Origin of the sequence: Methylobacterium trifolii (assembly GCF_022179685.1) — a bacterium.
In the GTDB taxonomy this organism is placed as follows: Bacteria; Pseudomonadota; Alphaproteobacteria; order Rhizobiales; family Beijerinckiaceae; genus Methylobacterium; species Methylobacterium trifolii.
The window spans coordinates 1-1167 of record NZ_BPRB01000212.1; the positions used below are offsets into that span (position 1 = coordinate 1).

Below are 1167 nucleotides of genomic sequence, written 5' to 3' on the forward strand. Positions count from 1 at the left end.
CGTGGTGCTGCCGGTGCTGGTCTCCCTGTTCTCGCGGCGCAAGCCCGACCCGGCCGCGCGGACGGCCGCCCACCGGGCCGCCGCGTGACCGGTCCCGTGATCCCGGTGCCACAGCGACGGCCGGCGACGGGGCGCGGTGCCGCCGGCCCGTTGACTCCGGCCGGGGCTGCGGCCCTCTACGCGACGGATGGCGCGGGCATCGGGGGCGTGATGGCGGGGGCGGCCCTGATCGGCCGGTGCGGCGGTTCTCTTGCGCGCACGCTGGTGGTGGCGGGCCTCGTCGGGCTCGGCGCCTGCGCGGTCGGCCCGAACTACTTAGCCCCCGAGGACCCGCCGGCCACCCGCTACACGAAGGAGCGGCTGAAGGACCCGAGCGCGGCCGACGCCATCGCCACCAGGCAGGGCGGCTCGGCCGACCAGAGCTTCGTCTCGGGCGCCGACATCCCCGGCCAATGGTGGACCCTGTTCCGCTCGAAGGCGCTGAACCGCCTCGTGGCCGAGGCGCTGGCCAACAACCCGAACCTGGAGGCGGCCCAGGCCGCCTTGCGCATCGCGCAGCAGAACGTGCTGGCCCAGAAGGGCACCCTCTATCCGACCGTCACGGCCAACCCGCAGGGGCTGGTCGCCCAGGCACCGGGCCTCGACCTGCAGTCGCCGCTCCAGAACCAGAACCGCTACCTCTACAGCCTCTACACCCCGCAGGTGCTGGTCTCGTTCAACCCCGACGTGTTCGGCGGCAACCGGCGCCAGATCGAGGCGCTGGAGGCCACGGCCGAGAACCAGCGCTTCCAGCTGGAGGCGGCCTACCTGAGCCTGACCGCCAACGTGGTGGCCGCCGCCGTCCAGGAGGCGGCCCTGCGCGCCCAGATCGACGCGACCAAGCGCGTGATCCAGGCGCAGACGGAGGTGCTGCAGCTCTACAACAAGCAGCTCTCGCTCGGTCAGATCGCCGGCGCCGACGTGATCCAGCAGCAGGCCTCCCTGTCCCTGTCGCAGCAGCTCCTGCCGCCCCTGGAGAAGCAGCTCGCCCAGCAGCGCAACCTGCTCACGGCGCTCGCCGGCCGGCTGCCCTCCGAGGAGGTGGCCGAGACCTTCACCCTGGCCTCCCTCCGCCTGCCGACCAAGCTCCCGGTGAGCCTGCCCTCGCGCCTCGTGCAGCAGCGCCCC

General features: G+C 73.4%; 1 protein-coding gene. It reads left to right on the forward strand.

What is annotated here, in order from left to right; translation table 11 throughout:
• Positions 1–150 precede the first annotated feature (150 nt).
• A partial coding sequence (locus COGEMETH_RS18105; protein WP_238184001.1) for an efflux transporter outer membrane subunit occupies positions 151–1167 on the forward strand: 1017 nt, incomplete at its 3' end.